Here is a 17,087-nt window from a genome sequence, read left to right on the forward strand (position 1 = left end):
TAGTGTTAATCATATAATCAACTCAGCCCGGAATTAATCGTAATTTTTACAATTAAAGAGAGGGAAGTGCGGATGCGGCAGGAGATCGAATTTGTGAAATGTAATCCGACACAGAATATGACCGTACTTGTTCAAACGGATCATGGGGATCGGAACTATGAGTCCATTGCCACTCAGATTATGTCCTATGATAGCATTCACGCAGAGCAGGTAGGATTCATTGAACAGCCGACAGGCAGTGCTGCGGCATATTTACATATGGCTGGAGGTGAATTTTGCGGAAATGCATGCATGTCTCTGGCCGCCTATATCGTATCCAAGAAGGGTATCGGATTCAGTGAGGAAGGAAGGATCATCCTGGAGTCCTCCGGAACTGAACAATTAATAGATTGCTTGGTTATGAGAAACGGAGATCTGTATACCTGTGAATTGAATATGCCAATCCCTCATCATATTGAACCAAAGACGATACATATCGGAGGACAGGATTATCCATGCTTCTTAGTACGCTACGGCGATTCGATCCATCTCATTATGGAAATAGACGAGATCTCCGAAAGTATTCGAAATTCGGCTCAAATGACAGCACAACTCATGGGACTGGCTGGTCATCATAAGCTTATAGGCATTCTGTTGTATGAACCAGAAAATTATAGGATGACACCGCTCATTCATGTTCCCAAGCTTGGCAGCATGATATGGGAAAGAGGCTGTGGCTCGGGTACAGCATCCATAGGAGCTTATCTGGCATGGAGAAACAATACAAATGTCGATATAGAAGTCATTCAGCCCGGCGGACTTATAAAGGTTCATGCTACATATAACAATGGATTGACGAGCGTTGCTATTAAGGGAAATGTCGAAATCGTGGCTGAAGGGAGAGCTTATATCGATGGCTAGGACGATTACAATCGATTCACACGATTTTACCCACAGCTTGGAAGCATTCCTGAAACGGTTTGAAGCAATGTCTCACCAATATAATTCGACGACTCACCATTCACATGACCTGGAGTTATTGACCGATGAATATGCGGCATTCATTACAAACCAGGCAAACCGAAATTTATGGGATGAGCTGGCGTCCGAAGAATTGGGGGCTGAGCTGGTATGGAGCCTTAGAAGAGAATCGGCCTTTTGTGTCGCAATCATGGAGAAATACCGGGCACTGAAGCTGCTTAGCGGCTCTTCGGATCAATCTGATTATTTCAAAAATATTGAATCCTGCATCGAGCAGGAATTTGGAAGTTTTCAAGTGTCATCCGATTCCAAGGTGTTATTAGTTGGTTCCGGTTCGTTCCCGATGACGCCTCTGCTCATTGCCAAGAGAACAGGTGCGCGGGTGGTAGGCGTAGATATTGATGCTGAAGCGATTCATTTAGGTCGTTCTGTCCTCAACGTTCTTGGTCCGGAGTATGATATCTGTCTTACACAGACACCGCCAGAGAAGCTTGAAGGGATAAACGAATTTACCCATATCATCTTCAGTTCTACGGTAGAAGACAAATTCAATATCATGGATCGATTGCATGCACTGACGAGTGATCAAGTGGTGGTGGCGATGAGGTATGGCAATGGACTGAAGTCCTTGTTTAACTTCCCTCTCCAGGAAGTGGACACGTTAAAGTGGAGACTTGAGGAGCACGTACTGCGCCACGATCAGGTATTTGATATTGCTCTGTATAAGAAGAACAACTCTTAGGAGTTAGGGAGGTTGTATGAGCGATTTTAATCGAGTTCTAATCTGCGGTACAGGTCCGGTATCGATTCAAATGGCCGTATTTATGAAGAAGCAGTGGAACAGCCGCATCGGAATTGCAGGCAGGATCTCTGCGCGATCAGAGCATTTTTATAATGCCTTAAGCAGTAATCATCAATTCGTTCGGGCCGATGTTCAAAATGAACTGCATCAAGCGATGGAAGGTGAGATTAAGGTTGATGAGTTGTTCCAGAGCTATGAAGCAGTAACAGGTATGTGGGATACGATTGTACTAACCGTGACGACCGATGCTTATGGACAAGTGCTTCAGAGGCTGGACGCGGAGCTCCTTCGACATGTAAGCTGCATCCTGCTCATGTCACCGACACTGGGGTCAGGCAGCCTGGTTCAGAGCATTATGGCAGGCATGAAGTCAGCCGCTGAGATTATCAGCTTCTCTACCTATCTGGGGGACACTCGCTGGGCAGATACAAATCCGTCTAATCAAGTACTGACTACGGCAGTAAAGAAAAAACTGTATGTCGGATCTACGATTCCTGCTTCTGATCGTGTGAGCAGTTTATGCGAGCATTTTACGAGGTCTGGCGTCCAGCTTAAGCGAATGGAATCGCCAATCGCCGCGGAGAGCAGAAATATATCCTTGTATGTACACCCTCCATTATTCATGAATGATTTTTCATTACATCGAATCTTTGGGGAATCGGATATACCGGCTTACGTATATAAGCTGTTTCCTGAAGGGCCTATTACATCCACTTTGATTCAAGAGATGCTGTCCCAATGGAAAGAGATCATGAATATATTGTCCTCTCTCCAGGTGGAACCGCTTAATCTGCTTAAGTTTATGATTGATGACAATTACCCGATTAGATCAGAGAGTCTGGCCCGCGAGGATATTGAGCATTTTCTTGAGCTGGATGACATCCATCAGCAATATTTGCTGTATATCAGGTACACCTGTCTGCTCATTGATCCCTTCTCCAATCCGGATAAGGATGGCAAATACTTCGATTTCTCCGCTGTTCCCATCAGAAAGACATTCATCAATAAACAAGGGGAATGGGATATTCCGAGAATGCCGAAGGAGGACTACTATCGCCTCAAAATCATTCAGGGAATAGCCAGGCATACAAACAACGCTTCTCCCACCATTGACAGGTTTGTTGAGAGGTATGAGAACATGATTCAAGAGATTGCCCTACAGCACCCGGAAAGAATATTGTCCAATGCTTTTGAAGTACAAACCTTCGCAGAGGATCTGAAGCAAATTTGCAGCTCTTTAAGTGCAGTAAGCCTAAGTTCATAGAATAGCAATAGGCAATATTGTAGCTCTTTAAAAAAATGCTGTAGTATCGTCCTTAAGCATGCTTCGTGTACTGAACAATTTCACTTGAATGGCACGGAAGGATTCGATTCTGAATTCGATGTATACTGGTGGTTATATGGCCATTTTCTGTTCTTGTTTAATCGTAAAATTTACGCATATTTCATAGACATGATCAATATAAAAAGAGAAAAAGGGAGAGATCAAGCTTGTTCACCAAACCTTTCAAATCCATATGCATATTTTTATTAGCGGTGATCGTCCTATCCGGATGTTCGTCACAATCCTCATCGGGCGGGGACACGAATTCAGACACCGTCAGCGGCAATACTCCTGCTCAGGAGCTCATCTACGCTTCGGCCAAGGACATCGGCGATATGAATCCTCACCTGTACACGGGTTCCATGCCTGCACAGGGAATGGTATATGAATCACTCGTTGAGAACACAAAGGACGGCATCAAGCCACTGCTTGCTGAATCATGGGATATTTCCGAAGATGGCAAAACGTATACTTTTCATCTAAGGGAAGACGTTACGTTTCATGACGGGGAGCCATTTAATGCAGAGGCAGTCAAGCTTAACATAGAAGCTGTTCAGAGAAATGCGGAGAAGCATTCCTGGATCAAGCTGTCGACACAGCTCGTTAGCTGCAATGTAATTGATGAATTTACGGTTGAATTTGTGCTTAGTGAGCCGTATTATCCGGCTCTGATCGAATTATCCATGACCAGACCTTTTGTCTTCATTTCCCCGAAGGATTTTATCAATGGAGAGACCAAGGAAGGGGTATCCGGCTATCATGGCACAGGTCCCTATGCTCTAAGTGAGCACAAGAAGGAAGAGTATGCCGTATTCACAGCCAATGAAGAGTACTGGGGAGAGGTGCCTAGGGTTAAGAAAATTACCTCGAAAGTGCTGCCGGCAGGAGAGACGACTTACCTTGCCATGCTTAAGGGAGAAGTCAACTTCGCCTTCACGGATGACCGGGGAGCTGACAGCATGGATGTTGAAGCGATGAATCAATTAGTGGATACCGGTGACTATCAGCTGGTACGCAGTGAACCGGTTAATACGAAGATGATCGTAGCTAACAGCAGCAAAAAAGAAAGTCCGGCAAGCGAAACGGCTGTGCGGGAAGCAATCTGGTACGCCATTGATCGGGAGACCATTGCCAGAGATATTTTCAATGGGACTGAGTCACCTGCCAGCACCTTGTTCTCCTCCAATGTGGAATATGCGGACGTGGGGCTGAAGGAACGCGGCTATGATCTGGCCAAGGCTAATGAAATTTTGGACGGCGAAGGCTGGAAGCTGGATGACAGCGGAGTGAGAACGAAGAACGGAAAACCGCTGTCCATAAGTCTGCATTATGATGTGAATTCTTCCACACAGAAAATGCAGGCTGAATTCATACAGAGCACGCTGGCGGAGATCGGTATTCAGCTGGAGATTATAGGTGAAGAATCGACTTCCGTTGCGAGCCGAAGAGGATCGGGTGATTATGAGCTGCTATTTAATCAAACCTGGGGCCTTGCTTATGATCCGCAGAGCACCGTTTCAGCCTTTACTTCCGATGCATCGTACTTATATACAACACAAGGCCTTGCACAAGCCGATGAGCTCTATTCAAAAATCAACGAGGTCATGATTACAACCGACGAGGAAGCACGCAAATCATTGTACGCGGATATCCTGACCGTCGTCCATGATGAAGCGGTATTCATACCGATTTCTAATGGTAGTGTGACCGTCGTCGCTCCGTCCGATTTAACCGGAATTTCCTTTAAACAATCGCAGTTTGAGCTGCCTTTCGATCAGATGCATTTCGAGTAAGGAAGGAGAACGCAAGTGGGAAGCTATGTTGTTAAACGTTTGCTAATTTCTGTACCGCTTCTGCTCATCATTTCTTTTGTCACATTTATATTCGTTAACTTGTCTCCTGTAGGACCGGCTGAGGCCGTCCTGCAGGCACAAGGCGTACCTGTCATTACAGAAGAGCTGATCCTTCAGACCGAACAAGAGCTTGGTATGGATCAGCCGCTGTTCATTCAATTCTTCCATTGGTTAACGAACGTGATCCAGCTGGATTTTGGTCACTCTTTTGTGGATGGACAACCTGTCAGCGCCTTAATCGGCCCTGCCTTTATGAATACATTGAAGCTTACACTTGTCTCTTCTGTGGCCATCATCATCCTGTCGATCGTGCTTGGTATCATATGTGCACTTCATGAAGGGAAGCTGCTCGACCAATCCATCAGAGGATTCTCATTCATTCTGACTTCGCTGCCGCCTTACTGGCTGGCCGCGCTTCTCATATTTTACTTCTCGGTTAAACTGGATCTCTTGCCTACCAGCGGGATGGGCAGCTATCAGCATTATATTCTGCCTGTGCTTGTGATCTCGGTAAGCTATGCCGGCATCTATTTCCGAAATGTCCGCAGCTCCATGCTGAACAATCTTCACGAGGATTATGTACTGTATGCACGTGCCAGCGGCATCAAGGAGCGAAAGGTGATTATGCATTTGCTGAGAAATTCACTCCAGGTCGCTGTTTCCATATTTTGTTTGGCAGTCCCTGTCATTCTCGGCAGTACCGTCGTTATAGAGAATGTATTCGCATGGCCAGGACTCGGCTCACTCAGCGTGAAGTCGATTCTCAGCCGGGATTTTCCAGTTATTCAAGCCTTTGTGCTTATACTGGCAGTATCCTTTGTCCTGTTCAATACGATCGCTGACATTGTCAATGCCATGCTCAATCCAAAGCTAAGGAATGATCTATAAATGAGAGTCTGGAGAAATTTGAGAAGAGACAAGCTGGCTGTCACAAGCCTTATTATTTTGGTTTCAACGATCGTGCTCGGCATTTTCGCCCCGTGGTTTGCTCCACATGATCCGCTCAAGGTAAATATGACGCTGCGTTACAATACACCATCATGGGAATACTTCTTAGGAAATGATCATCTCGGAAGATGTATTCTGTCCCGCTTAATATATGGGATTCGTCCGAGTGTGCTATGGGTGATCGCCGCACTCGCTGTATCTTTGATTTTTGGTGGTGCGATGGGCTTCCTGGCCGGTTATTTTAGAGGAAAAGTAGACGCTCTTATCATGAGGTTATGTGATATCGTGCTCTCATTCCCCGGATACGTGATGACTCTGGCGATTATTGGAGTATTCGGCGTAGGGCTTACGAACATCCTCATTGCGTTTATCGTGATGAAGTGGGCATGGTTTGCAAGAATGATCCGAACGGCTGTTATGCAATATACGGAGTCGAATTATATCCAGTTCTCCAAAGCCGCTGGAACGAGCAGTACTCGCATCATATTCAAGCACCTGCTGCCTCTGACTCTATCGGATATTGCCGTGCTTGCGAGCAGCTCACTAGGCTCGATGATTCTGCAAATTTCCGGCTTCTCCTTCTTGGGTCTCGGTATTCAAGCGCCGAGTCCGGAATGGGGCATGATGCTGAACGAAGCAAGAGAAGTGATGTTTACGAGACCCGAGCTGATGCTCGCCCCGGGTATCGCCATCATACTAGTCGTCACGAGCTTCAATTTCTTGTCGGATGCGCTTCAGAAAGCCATGGATCCCAAGCTCGCAGGCATGAAATTCAAAGAGAGAAGAGCTCGCAGAAATATCTTCATGAAATATAAAGGTGAAGAGGCGGTGAGATAGATGGGAAATGTTCTTGAAGTGGAAGGATTGAATATTTGGAACACCCAAACTGGACAAAAAATTGTACACGATGTTTCCTTTCAACTTAGAAACAGCAGCTGTCTTGCGATCGTAGGCGAGAGTGGCAGCGGTAAGACGCTCACCTGCAGATCGATCATGCGGCTGAATAAGGGCTGGCTCGGGCAAGAAGGGACGATTATATTTAAAGGCGAACACCTGAACAAAATAGCAGAGAAGGAAATGAGAAAAAAAAGAGGGAAAGAGCTGTGCATGATTCTGCAAAATGGAATGAGCGCATTTGATCCTTCCAGTGTAATCGGGGTTCATCTGCAAGAGACGCTGTCAGAGCATTACGGCTGGAACAAAAAAGAAATCGTCAGACGCATGTCCGCAGCGATGGAGCAAGTGATGCTCAAAAATCCAATCGACGTGATGAATAAGTATCCACATCAGCTGTCAGGCGGTATGCTGCAGCGTGTGATGATTGCGCTCGCCCTGGTTCTTGAGCCGGATCTGATTATTGCGGACGAACCTACGACCGCGCTTGACAGTATAGCGCAATATGAAGTTCTGGAGCAATTTGCGAGACTAAGAGCACAGCTCGGCTGTTCTATGCTGTTTATCTCACATGATCTGGCTGCCGTGAAGAAGCTGGCCGACGAGGTTATGGTCATGAAGGATGGCAGGGTGGTAGAGCGCGGTTCTGTTCAGAAGATCTTCTATGGACCTGAGCATGATTATACGAAATACTTGGTGTCCAGCAGAATGACACTTAGCAATCATTTTAAAAGATTGATGGGGGCGAACACCATTGCTGAAGGTGGATCGAGTTGAGAAATCATACAAAAAAGGCGGATTATTCTCCGGGAAAAAGCAGCAGATCTTAAAGAAGGTAAGCTTCGACTGTGCGGATGGAGAATGCCTCGGTATTATTGGTGAGAGTGGAAGCGGGAAGTCCACATTGGGACGGTTAATTTTAGGAATCGAGAAGCCTGATAACGGAACTGTGACATGGAATGGTCAAAATGTGCTGGACAGGAGAGTAAGAGCCGGCAGTATAAGTGCGGTATTTCAGGATTACACTTCATCGATCAACCCTTTTTTCACAGTGGAAGAGGCCATTAGAGAACCATTAAGAGGTACGGATATTCAGGATGAGAATGTACTCATTGATCTGCTGCTAACACAAGTCGGGCTAAATGCTTCCTATCGAAAAATGTATCCCCATGAGCTGTCAGGCGGACAGGCTCAGAGGGTATGTATTGCAAGAGCGTTATCTACATTTCCCAAATGCATCGTATTGGATGAAGCCATCAGCTCATTGGATGTATCGATTCAGGTTCAGATCCTGGAGCTTCTGAAGCAGCTAAAGTCCATCTATGATATGAGCTATGTATTCATCACCCATGACATCCAAGCAGCAGCCTACCTATGCGACCGAGTGATCATCTTCAAGGATGGGCAGGTTGAGGAAATGGTAACGGTGGATCAATTGAAGGAAGTAGAGACTCCGTACGCCAGAACGTTATTAAGATCAATGATTACCCTATAGATCATTCCATAGATGCTGCAGTTTATAAGCAAGGAGGAACAATCAGAACATGAAGGGTGCACTGTCTTGGCCTTTTCTTCGACTATATATTCTGGTACTTCTATACTTCAGTGCCAATGCCATACTTAATGTTATTATACCGCTGCAGGGGGACGAGCGTGGCGCCAGTAACACGACGATTGGGCTGGTTATGGGGGCGTACTTGTTTACGACGATGTTTTTCCGTCCATGGGCCGGCTCGATGATTGCGAGGTATGGTCCCATCCGGATTCTTCGAGTGATATTGGTTACGAATGGGATCGCGCTGATCCTGTATGCCGTGACTGATTTTAATGCATATGTCATTGCTCGCATCCTGCAGGGCGTATCGACGGCCTTTTTCTCCATGGCACTGCAGATTGGTATTATCGACGCACTCCCGGAAAAGGAGCGTTCCCAAGGGATCTCACTATACTCCTTGTTCTCTTATATACCCGGGATCGTAGGACCCCTGTTTGCACTCATGCTGTGGGAGACAGGCGATGACCGTTACTTTGGAGCGGTGATGATATCGATTGCCTTGCTTACGGGAATTGTCGGGTATACGGCTCGAATGACGAAGGATACCACTTCGGCGAAGCCGCAAGTAAAGGATCAGGTCATGGAGCCAAGGACTCGGATGCTTGGTTCATTTCATCATTTATTTACTAATCCACATTTATTTAAATGTAGTGTCCTGATGCTGGTCGCTTCCGTTGTATTCGGGTCCTTCGCCACATTTATTCCGCTCTATTCAGATCAAATTACATATGGCAATGCTGCCGTATTTCTCATGATTCAAGCGGCTACGGTGGTCGTCTCCCGTCTCGTGCTGAGAAAGAAGATTCCGTCCGACGGGAAGTGGCATCCGATGTTTATTGCCGGTACCCTACTGCTGCTGACGTTAGCTGCATTGTTCGTGAGTCTGTCGGTAACCATAGGTGCAGTATTGTTCTATATCAGTGCGTTATTCATCGGAATTGCCCAAGCCATTCTATATCCAACGCTTACGACCTATCTGACCTTTGTCTTGCCTGAAGCGCATCGGAACATGCTGGTCGGACTGTTTATTGCCACTGCCGATCTCGGCGTTTCGCTTGGCGGAGTGGTGATGGGACCTGTTGCTGATGTGTCCTCTTATTCTCTCATGTATATGATATGTGCTGGTTTGGGAGCCGCTTTGATTGTTTTTGCATCGATAAAAAGGTTACGAACTGCATAGCTAGAGACGAAGAAGTCGCCATACGGCGGCTTTTTTTTTATAGAGACGAATGTGCAAGCTAGCTGATACCCACTTGTTTTTATGCAGGCTTTACTGATAAAATCTTATCCTAAAAGTTGGGCTGCATTTAGCATGGAACTTATTGCATTGGCAGTAGGAAACTATAAAGTGAAAACGTACAATGGGCTGGGAGTGACAGAATACTTTATATAGAAGGAGGGGCTGCAAATGAAGTTTGAGATCGTGTCATTTAAGGAAACGGACTTGGAGGAAATCGTTAATTTATTTTATGAAACCGTTCATGCGGTGAATTCGAAAGATTACACTGAGGAGCAGGTAAATGCTTGGGCGCCCAGAGATGAAAAGGATTCCAAAATGGGGGCTTGGAAAGAATCGCTGAGCCGAAATACAACCTTTGTTGCCAAAATCGGAGATAAAATCGTTGGATTTTCAGATTTGAGGCATGATGGGTACTTGGATCGACTGTTTGTCCACAAAGATTATCAGGGCATGGGGGTCGCAGGGTCGTTAGTTAGTAGATTGGAAGAAGAGGCGATGAAGTTCAACCTTCCGGAAATAGATACAGAAGCAAGCATTACAGCCAAGCCATTTTTCGAACGTCAAGGCTATATAGTTGTGAAAGAACAAACGGTTGAGATTAGGGGAGTGAAGTTAACAAATTATAAGATGATTAAATCGTTGAGGTAAAATGATCATTTCGGCTCGTACTTAGATCATGTTCAGGCCTGTGTTCAATTAGAGGTTAAATTTTCAAATTTATCTTTATTACCGGTGGGAGGTGAGATTTATGAGAAAGGTGGTGCTTATCGGTTCAGGTGGGTCAGGTAAATCCACGCTGGCGAGGCAATTAGGTGAAAGGTTAGGGATAACCGTATATCATCTGGATGCTCTTTTTTGGAAACCCAACTGGGTTCCCGCTTCTAAGGATGAACAAAAAGACGTTCAGCTTGATCTAGTGGAAAAAGAAGCGTGGATTATCGATGGAAACTACAGTGGAACAATGGATATCAGACTTCATGCTGCCGATACCATCATTTTCTTGGACATTCATAGAGTCATTTGTGTATATCGTGCATTCAAGCGAATCATTTTTAGAGAGCATCAAATAGCATCTTACAGTTATCATGGCAGCTTATAGGCAGTTAAGGAGTGATGTGAGTTGAGATATTTACAAGACGTTCAAGAACCGGGTATGGGGACTTGGTATTTCGAAATAAATGAGCAAGGAATAGCTTATAGACAGATTGTAATCCATGACGATGGCAGTATAATCACATCGAATCGTAAGCATGAACAACATCATTTTATGTTAGCAGAGCATCCGCTTGATCCGAAGGAGCCTTACTACGAAGAAATCAATCAAGACGAGTTTAATAGGCTGTGGAACCAGAAGCTTGTTTCTTCAGCTGAGCAATGGAATCAGACCAAAAGCAAATTTCCTGTTGGAGCAAGTGTTAAAGGGTATATTGAAGCTTTCTTTCCTCAAGGCACTTTGATTAACTTATTAGCGCAGGATGCGGTTGGCTTAGTAGATACGGCTCTGCTAGAGTCTCTTACTCCAGAGGAATGGATGTATCCAGGGTATCGGGTTATGGCAAGGGTGAGTGGGTACGATGAAATCAATCAGTGGGTGTGTTTAAAGGAGGCGACTGTGACAGGGGAAAAATAAAATAAAGAAAGGTCATTTTATCCGACATTCATTCTTTCTCTTTTTTAAATTTCTTTTTGAAGAAATCAAACTTGGATGATGGTTCTGTATATGCTTAAACAGAGAGAGGCGTGAGGATTGTCGGGGAAATAATTTAATGAAGTGACATTCGAAATCGACACATATAACTGTAGGATTTTTATCACTACAACTAAAAATTAAAGCCAGATCCCTTTCAATGTAAAAACAAAAAACCAAAAAAGAAAGTACAAGATCCCGAATATGTATCCCACCATGTATTCCTCCAAATAAGATGTTTTCTATCTCCTGAATATTTTGGACCAAACGACTTCATAATATCCTTGGTTTGAACAATGCTTCGATCCGAAAAATCACGAGATATACTCGGCCAATATGAGGAGGATTACGTAAATGCAATTCCAACCGAACCACCAAAATATGCAAACTGGTGCAGTATCACCGCAAATGAACCATGGTGGACATGAAATGTTTGATGTACATGAGGTACTGGCAGGGGCTGTAACTACCCTGAACACGTACACCATTATGAGCCAGCATGTTCAGGATCCAGAGCTGAAAGATATCATACAGCGTCAGAAACAATTTATGACGGATGAGTACAACACGACGTTAGAGTGCTTTAAAACAGGACAAGATCCATCGATACCGACCCAGAGCTACAAAATGCATCAAGGAAATGATTTTACTTACGGATTTCAGCCCACTCAACCGAACAAGCCGATTCAATCTGCAGCTGAGATTAATGATGAGGTCATTTCCTGCAGCATGCTGCATTCGGTTAAATCTGGTGCAACAGCAAAAACGATGGCTGCATTAGAATCAACCAATCCGGTAGTGCGCCGTGTGCTGGCAGACTCGGTTCCGAACTGTATCGAGATGGCATATGAAATTTCGCTGTATCAAAATAAGCATGGCTACTACCAAGTACCACAGCTTACACAGCAGGATATGACACAAATGCAAAATGGATACGCTCCATCGCAAATCCAACCACCCATGGGCGGAACAACTTCATTCCATTAAAAAGGGAAGCATCGATTCTTAGCTGAATCGGTGCTTTTTGCTATGTATGCCTCAATCAAACTTGGAAGGTGGAACGTTGTAATACTTCTTAAATGCTTTCGAGAAACTATACGGATCTGGATATCCGAGTAAGCCAGCGATTTGCTGGATGGTATACTGCTTGCTGTACAGCAGCTCGCGGGCACGATTCATTTTTAGCTGATAGATATATAGCCCCGGAGTAATCCCCAAAGCTTGTTTGAAGTAGGAAATAAAATATTTCTCCGACATACCTGCCATTACAGCAAGTTCCCGCGCACGGAGCGGCATATGTAATTGTTCTTGAATATGATCAAGCACAGGCTGAAGGGATTGCAGACTCGTGATTCTTTTGCGTTCGGGAGCAGGGTTTGCGAATTGGCCTACATATTCTCCTTGCTCATAACATTCCAGGATCTTAGCGACTAAGATCGTAAGGCAGCCTTTTAAATGAATTCCTGACATGGAGGAGCCAAGCTGATGTTCCTTATAGGCTTTCAAGAACAGGCTGATTTCCTCTGGGACAAGGGAGCTTACCATGACACCTGCCAGCAGAAACTGGTCTAAGATCCGATGCTGATCCCCTAATCCAAAGTCAAAATGGGTATAGAGAAACCTGCAATCGTTGCCAAGATTCGAAGCGGTGTAAGCAACCTTTGGATTAAAGAGAACTAAATCTCCGGCTGAGGCCAAATGAACGGAATCGTTTGTTCGAATCTCAATCTGCCCTTCTTGGACGTACCATAAGTCGTAATCATGATGCTGCTTCGTCTCGATCCAACCACTCAAATGATGAACTTCTCTGCATGAATTAATTCGCAGCACGATATGCTCTGATAAATCTCTGAAAATACTGAAGTTATTCATATTCACATTCTCCCATACCATTCGACATATCCTTCGTCTATTCAATATACCATAAGAACCTAATCGTGTTTCATTATCGTACTAAATGACATGATTAGCATACTCTGAGGCATTCAGATATCTCATACTAAATTCTAAAATGTAATTAATGAATGGAGGAGATGATATCATGAGTATTCAAAAACCGAAAGTCGTTGTGCTCGGCGCAGGAAGCTTGTTTTTTGGACGACAGTCCATCTGGCAAATGGTGCATTCCGAGCATCTGAACACAGGGACGCTTGCCTTGGTGGATACGAATGAAGAGCGCTTGAACAAGCTGGTACAGCTCGCCAAGATGGTTGTAGAAGCGAATAAGGTAGATCTGAAGATTGAGGGCTCCACAGACCGGAGGCACGTGCTGAAGGATGCAGACTTTGTCGTACTGAGCTTCGCAGAGGATACCGTAAAGTATCGGGGCATCGATTGCGCCATCTCCGAGAAATATGGGATTCGAATGTGTTCAGGAGATACCATTGGACCGGGCGGTATATTTCGGGCGATGCGTGAGCTGCCTGTCATTATGGAATGTGCTAAGGACATTGAAGAGCTCTGTCCAGACGCATGGGTGATCAATTACATTAATCCTTCTACAGTACATGGAATCGCGTTAAATAGGTACGCGCCAAGCCTCAAGAGCTTTGCTCTATGTGATTCCCATCATATGCCTCACAAGAAGATCATATATGCGGAGAGAGCAGGGATTATTAACAACAAAACCGAGTATACAGCAGAAATCGACAGCAAGTTCGATCTGCAGATCGCAGGTGTAAATCACTTCACTTGGCTGCTTAAGGCAGAGTATGAAGGACGCAATGTACTCCCTGATATTGCTGAATCACTGAAGCGTTCGGCGGAGACAGAAACCGTGGGTGGAGATACCGGTGCTAAGGCACTGTTTAATGACGCAATAAGCTACGAATTGTACGATATTTTTGGATATGTTCCAACTTGTACTGCGCATACAAAGGAATATGTTTCTTACTACCAGGGACTTGGTAAAACGAAGGATGCGATACCGCCGCTATCCATTTGGGAGACAGAAGACCGCTACAAGCGCCACGAGGAAATGTGGGAGCAGGTAGACCAATTTATTAGCGGACAAATACCGATAGAACAATATATGACTTCATTTGGTCCCGACCATGCAACTGACATTATAGAAAATATGGTTGGGGGATTAGGCAAGCCGTTCTACATAAATACTCTCAACCAGGGTGCAGTGACTAATATGAACGATGATGCTTTTCTGGAGCTGCTATGTGAAGTTGACATGAATGGGGTCAAGCCGCTGCCTGTAGGTGAGATGCCGAGAGGAATCCGAGGAATGCAAGAGCTTGTCCTGGACACTCATGAACTAACTGCCGAAGCGGTCATTGAAGGCAGCCGGGAGAAGCTTAGAAGAGCGATGCTGACAGATCCTCTGGTGCATTCGATTGCAGACGCTGACCGTATCATTGAAGAGCTGCTTGAGCTTGAAAAAGATATTATTCCCGAGCATTGGTATACAAAGAGTTATGTCTAATCTCGTTCTTGAATATAATGATAATCAGCCGCTGCACACAGCGGCTTTTTTTATGTCATTAACCATTTAGTTCCGTTTGTTATTATGATAGACTTCAAAAGGATACGAAGTCATTTTATGGAAGATAGCATGATGATACAGTCAATCTTCTTTGATATGGATTAGCACTGTTTCAATAAGGAGAGGGTCAGGATAGCAAAATTGAAGGCGAAGCATCTGCTCATCATCGCATTCATCTTGTCCGTATTCGTTAATATTTATTTCTTCCAACAGCTAAGAGACAAAGAACAAGCACAGTTTGAGAAGGTTCAGAAAGGGGTTGAATATGCGTATCGATTTGGTGATATTCTCCAAAGGAAATATAAAGATTTGTCTCTAAAAGAGAAAGCAGAATATGTGACTGCTATTCATTGGAGCTTGGAACTATCAACTCATACGCTGGAGACTGTAGAACCAGAAGACGAACGGTATAGAGAGCTAGGCACTTTATTTGGACTTTACGGAACTACAGAGTTAAGCAGATTATTAGAGAGCGAAAATGGTTCCGACAAAGAAGCACTAATACTAATGGAAACTTGGTTAGCAGACATGAATTTTCTTAAGGATAAACTGAACAACGATGAGCTACATACAATGAGTTACCGTGAGTTAAGGGAATATTGGACTATGTTATTAAACAATTTAAAGCTTGAAAATAAGTATCTGATCAAGTATAAAGCAGCTTTCATCACTAGTTAATTGTTTCTATCATTCGATTTCTTAGATATAGTTAGCGAGCGAGAAAGCCCACTCCTTTAGGGGTGGGATGAGAGCGAGTTTGGAGCAGGTGTATCTTTTCAGACGTTAAATGTTCCAATATTAACAAAAATAATGTTTCAGTTTATATCAGTAACTGATACAATGAATATATGAATGATTATAGAAGAACCCACACTACCGTATCGTTAATTAATTATCACTTTGTTTTTTGTCCTCGTTATCGAAGAAATATATTTCTCAATTCAAAAGTAGAAGAAAGATTTAAATCAATTGTTAAAGATGTTTGTGCTCAGTTGGACATACAAATTATCGCCATCGAAACAGATAAAGATCATGCGCATCTTTTTTTGAATGCACTTCCCACACGAAGTCCATCTGACATTATGGCTAGAATCAAAGGAACAACTTCAAAAATATTAAGAGAGGAACATAAGCACTTGTCGCATTTACCTTCGCTTTGGACACGTTCATACTTTGTAAGTACAGCAGGTAATGTTTCGAGTGAAACAATCAAACGATATGTAGAAGAACAAAAAACAAGGGGGTGATTTGCATGCAACCCATCACAGTAAAAATTCGTTTTTTTCCGAAAGACATATCCGGTTTAAAGGAACTGAGTAAAGAATATATTCGTACTGTTAATACTTTAACTGAACGAGCCGAGATAGAAGGTTCGTTCCCTAAAGTCACAACAAAGAATATTGAAGCTGCTCTCCCCTCAGCTGTGCTGAATCAAGTTATTCGTGACGCTAAAAGCGTATTTAGAATAACAAAGAAAAGAAAAAAACGCCCCGTTCTGAAGAAGCCAACCTACTGTATAAATAACCAAAACTATAGCCTAGATCAATCTTCACTTGCTTTTCCGATAATGGTCAACGGAAAAGCAAAGAAAACCATCTTCCCCGCCCTAATAACAGAAAGAGACAAAAAAATTCTCCAAGCAGCCAAATTAGGGCTAATGCGCGTCGTGGAGAAATCAGGGAAATGGTTCGCACAAATCTCCCTGGAAGTACCAACCCCGTCTCAAAAGCCAACAAAAGAACAATTGATGGGTATTGACTTAGGATTAAAAGTACCGGCCGTTGCTGTAACTAATGAAGGTAAGACAAGGTTCTTTGGAAACGGAAGAGAAAATAAATTTATGAAACGAAAGTTCCGCAAAACAAGAAAGTGCTTAGGAGAAAAGAAAAAACTTAGTGCCCTTCGCAAGTTGCATGATAAAGAACAACGGTGGATGAAAGATAAAGACCATAAAATTAGTAGGGAAATCGTTAATTTTGCGGTAGATAACCAAGTGTCTATTATTCGATTAGAGCAACTGACTAATATAAGGAAGACGACAAGAACAAGTCGTAAAAACGAGAAGAATTTGCATACATGGTCATTTTATCGCTTGGCTCAATTCATTGAATATAAGGCAAATATGGTAGGAATTAAAGTAGAGTATGTGGACCCAGCGTATACATCACAGAAATGCCCTACTTGCGATTCAAAAAACAAAGTAAAGGATAGAAAATATGCTTGTTCATGTGGTTATAAAACCCATCGAGATAGAGTGGGTGCAATCAATATTATTCACGCACCTGTGATTGGCGGTAACAGCCAATCAGCCTAAGATGCTATACGCACTGT

Annotated in this window: 17 protein-coding genes and 1 pseudogene; 17 read left to right on the forward strand and 1 reads right to left on the reverse strand. The window is 43.9% G+C overall.

Translation table 11 applies throughout. The features are described from left to right. Nucleotides 1-93 precede the first annotated feature (93 nt). The 13 genes and pseudogenes from ACFSVM_RS08675 (at nt 94) to ACFSVM_RS08735 (ending at nt 12,250) form a co-directional block, all read left to right on the forward strand. Complete coding sequence (locus ACFSVM_RS08675; protein ID WP_379261461.1) at nt 94-900, forward strand: diaminopimelate epimerase; 807 nt, start codon at nt 94-96, stop codon at nt 898-900. After that, on the forward strand, nt 893-1,702 hold the full coding sequence (locus tag ACFSVM_RS08680; protein ID WP_076310786.1) for an SAM-dependent methyltransferase: 810 nt from the start codon (nt 893-895) through the stop codon (nt 1,700-1,702). The genes ACFSVM_RS08675 and ACFSVM_RS08680 overlap by 8 nt, the downstream gene beginning before the upstream one ends. Before the next feature lie 16 nt (nt 1,703-1,718). After that, a complete protein-coding gene (locus ACFSVM_RS08685; RefSeq protein ID WP_379261463.1) occupies nt 1,719-3,026 on the forward strand; it encodes an opine metallophore biosynthesis dehydrogenase in 1,308 nt (435 codons plus the stop codon). Between the two features lie 227 nt (nt 3,027-3,253). Beyond that, entirely contained in the window at nt 3,254-4,879 is a 1,626-nt protein-coding gene (gene cntA, locus ACFSVM_RS08690; protein WP_379261465.1) for a staphylopine-dependent metal ABC transporter substrate-binding lipoprotein, read from the forward strand. Between the two features lie 15 nt (nt 4,880-4,894). Then, nucleotides 4,895-5,827 carry a nickel/cobalt ABC transporter permease gene (gene opp1B, locus ACFSVM_RS08695; protein WP_379261467.1) on the forward strand — a complete coding sequence of 311 codons (933 nt, stop codon included), beginning with the start codon at nt 4,895-4,897 and terminating at the stop codon, nt 5,825-5,827. Beyond that, nucleotides 5,828-6,724, forward strand: a complete 897-nt coding sequence (gene cntC, locus ACFSVM_RS08700; protein WP_379261469.1) for a staphylopine uptake ABC transporter permease subunit CntC — start codon at nt 5,828-5,830, stop codon at nt 6,722-6,724. Continuing rightward, on the forward strand, nt 6,725-7,558 hold the full coding sequence (cntF, locus tag ACFSVM_RS08705; protein ID WP_379261471.1) for a staphylopine uptake ABC transporter ATP-binding protein CntF: 834 nt from the start codon (nt 6,725-6,727) through the stop codon (nt 7,556-7,558). Then, nucleotides 7,536-8,276, forward strand: a complete 741-nt coding sequence (locus tag ACFSVM_RS08710; RefSeq protein WP_379261473.1) for an ABC transporter ATP-binding protein — start codon at nt 7,536-7,538, stop codon at nt 8,274-8,276. Before cntF ends, ACFSVM_RS08710 begins: the two co-directional genes overlap by 23 nt. Before the next feature lie 49 nt (nt 8,277-8,325). Further along, complete coding sequence (cntE, locus tag ACFSVM_RS08715) at nt 8,326-9,516, forward strand: staphylopine family metallophore export MFS transporter CntE (RefSeq protein WP_379261475.1); 1,191 nt, start codon at nt 8,326-8,328, stop codon at nt 9,514-9,516. A gap of 228 nt (nt 9,517-9,744) precedes the next feature. Further along, nucleotides 9,745-10,224 (forward strand): GNAT family N-acetyltransferase, encoded by a 480-nt coding sequence (locus ACFSVM_RS08720; RefSeq protein WP_379261478.1) that lies wholly within the window; start codon nt 9,745-9,747, stop codon nt 10,222-10,224. 100 nt (nt 10,225-10,324) lie between these two features. Further along, a pseudogene (locus ACFSVM_RS08725) lies at nt 10,325-10,627 on the forward strand (topology modulation protein); the annotation flags it as partial. 69 nt (nt 10,628-10,696) lie between these two features. Next, nucleotides 10,697-11,206: a hypothetical protein gene (locus ACFSVM_RS08730; RefSeq protein WP_379261480.1), complete on the forward strand. Its 510-nt coding sequence runs from the start codon at nt 10,697-10,699 to the stop codon at nt 11,204-11,206. A gap of 411 nt (nt 11,207-11,617) precedes the next feature. Beyond that, complete coding sequence (locus ACFSVM_RS08735; RefSeq protein ID WP_090722480.1) at nt 11,618-12,250, forward strand: spore coat protein; 633 nt, start codon at nt 11,618-11,620, stop codon at nt 12,248-12,250. A gap of 51 nt (nt 12,251-12,301) precedes the next feature. On the opposite strand, the gene ACFSVM_RS08740 is transcribed toward ACFSVM_RS08735, so the two are convergent. Further along, nucleotides 12,302-13,135 carry a helix-turn-helix domain-containing protein gene (locus ACFSVM_RS08740; RefSeq protein WP_379261481.1) on the reverse strand — a complete coding sequence of 278 codons (834 nt, stop codon included), beginning with the start codon at nt 13,133-13,135 and terminating at the stop codon, nt 12,302-12,304. A gap of 148 nt (nt 13,136-13,283) precedes the next feature. Here ACFSVM_RS08740 and ACFSVM_RS08745 point away from each other — a divergent pair, with 148 nt between their 5' ends. From ACFSVM_RS08745 to ACFSVM_RS08760, 4 genes are all read left to right on the forward strand, one after another. Next, nucleotides 13,284-14,696, forward strand: a complete 1,413-nt coding sequence (locus tag ACFSVM_RS08745) for a family 4 glycosyl hydrolase (RefSeq protein WP_379261482.1) — start codon at nt 13,284-13,286, stop codon at nt 14,694-14,696. A gap of 201 nt (nt 14,697-14,897) precedes the next feature. Next, nucleotides 14,898-15,434: a hypothetical protein gene (locus ACFSVM_RS08750; protein ID WP_379261484.1), complete on the forward strand. Its 537-nt coding sequence runs from the start codon at nt 14,898-14,900 to the stop codon at nt 15,432-15,434. Nucleotides 15,435-15,604: 170 nt separating this feature from the next. Further along, nucleotides 15,605-16,003 carry an IS200/IS605 family transposase gene (tnpA, locus tag ACFSVM_RS08755; protein ID WP_379261486.1) on the forward strand — a complete coding sequence of 133 codons (399 nt, stop codon included), beginning with the start codon at nt 15,605-15,607 and terminating at the stop codon, nt 16,001-16,003. A gap of 5 nt (nt 16,004-16,008) precedes the next feature. Beyond that, on the forward strand, nt 16,009-17,070 hold the full coding sequence (locus ACFSVM_RS08760) for an RNA-guided endonuclease InsQ/TnpB family protein (RefSeq protein ID WP_379261488.1): 1,062 nt from the start codon (nt 16,009-16,011) through the stop codon (nt 17,068-17,070). Nucleotides 17,071-17,087: the final 17 nt, after the last annotated feature.

The organism is Paenibacillus shunpengii, assembly GCF_042684905.1.
Taxonomy (GTDB): domain Bacteria; phylum Bacillota; class Bacilli; order Paenibacillales; family Paenibacillaceae; genus Paenibacillus; species Paenibacillus shunpengii.

Excerpts from the sequence above, each read along its gene's own strand:
- ACFSVM_RS08685 (WP_379261463.1), top strand. The coding sequence starts at position 1,719 with ATGAGCGATTTTAATCGAGTTCTAATCTGCGGTACAGGTCCGGTATCG.
- ACFSVM_RS08720 (WP_379261478.1), top strand. The coding sequence starts at position 9,745 with ATGAAGTTTGAGATCGTGTCATTTAAGGAAACGGACTTGGAGGAAATC.
- cntE (WP_379261475.1), top strand. The coding sequence starts at position 8,326 with ATGAAGGGTGCACTGTCTTGGCCTTTTCTTCGACTATATATTCTGGTA.
- ACFSVM_RS08745 (WP_379261482.1), top strand. The coding sequence starts at position 13,284 with ATGAATGGAGGAGATGATATCATGAGTATTCAAAAACCGAAAGTCGTT.
- ACFSVM_RS08680 (WP_076310786.1), top strand. The coding sequence starts at position 893 with ATGGCTAGGACGATTACAATCGATTCACACGATTTTACCCACAGCTTG.
- tnpA (WP_379261486.1), top strand. The coding sequence starts at position 15,605 with ATGAATGATTATAGAAGAACCCACACTACCGTATCGTTAATTAATTAT.
- ACFSVM_RS08760 (WP_379261488.1), top strand. The coding sequence starts at position 16,009 with ATGCAACCCATCACAGTAAAAATTCGTTTTTTTCCGAAAGACATATCC.
- cntF (WP_379261471.1), top strand. The coding sequence starts at position 6,725 with ATGGGAAATGTTCTTGAAGTGGAAGGATTGAATATTTGGAACACCCAA.
- ACFSVM_RS08735 (WP_090722480.1), top strand. The coding sequence starts at position 11,618 with ATGCAATTCCAACCGAACCACCAAAATATGCAAACTGGTGCAGTATCA.
- cntC (WP_379261469.1), top strand. The coding sequence starts at position 5,828 with ATGAGAGTCTGGAGAAATTTGAGAAGAGACAAGCTGGCTGTCACAAGC.
- ACFSVM_RS08740 (WP_379261481.1), bottom strand. The coding sequence starts at position 13,135 with ATGAATAACTTCAGTATTTTCAGAGATTTATCAGAGCATATCGTGCTG.